This window comes from Streptomyces anandii JCM 4720 (assembly GCF_014650655.1).
GTDB lineage: Bacteria > Actinomycetota > Actinomycetes > Streptomycetales > Streptomycetaceae > Streptomyces > Streptomyces anandii.
This window is the reverse complement of sequence record NZ_BMVJ01000116.1, coordinates 1-575: the sequence shown is the minus strand read 5'-3', so window position 1 is coordinate 575 and position 575 is coordinate 1. Positions and strand designations below refer to the sequence as shown.

The 575-nt window shown below is 69.9% G+C and carries 1 protein-coding gene; it reads left to right on the top strand.

Annotated elements, in window-relative coordinates; translation table 11 throughout:
• Window positions 1-575 (top strand): acyltransferase domain-containing protein (locus IE249_RS35565; RefSeq protein ID WP_189711672.1); only part of this gene is annotated, 575 nt, incomplete at both ends.

Sequence of the window (575 nt, the reverse complement as noted above, 5' to 3'; positions counted from 1 at the left end):
CAGCGTGCGGGCATGGGTCGTGAGCTGTACGAGACGTATCCGGTGTTCGCGGAGGCGCTCGATGCGATCCTCGATCGCTTCGAACCGTCGCTGCGTGAGGTGCTGTTCGGTGACGACGGCTCGCTCCTCGACCGGACGGTGTACACCCAGCCCGCGCTCTTCGCGGTCGAGGTGGCGCTGTTCCGGCTGCTCGAATCGTGGGGCGTGCGACCGGACTTCCTGGCCGGTCACTCGATCGGCGAGCTGGCGGCGGCGCACTGTGCGGGTGTGCTGTCGCTGGAGGACGCCTGCACGCTCGTGGCCGCGCGCGGGCGGCTGATGCAGGAACTGCCGGGTGACGGTGGTGCGATGGTGGCCGTGGAGGCGGCCGAGGACGAGGTGACTCCGTACCTCACGGACGCGGTGAGCGTCGCCGCCGTCAACGGGCCCTCGTCGGTCGTGATCGCGGGTGACGTCGGCGCCGTGCTGGACATCGCCGCCTCCTTCGAGGAGCGTGGCCGCAGGACCAAGCGGCTGACGGTCAGTCATGCCTTCCACTCGCCGCACATGGACGCCATGCTGGAGGCGTTCGGCGA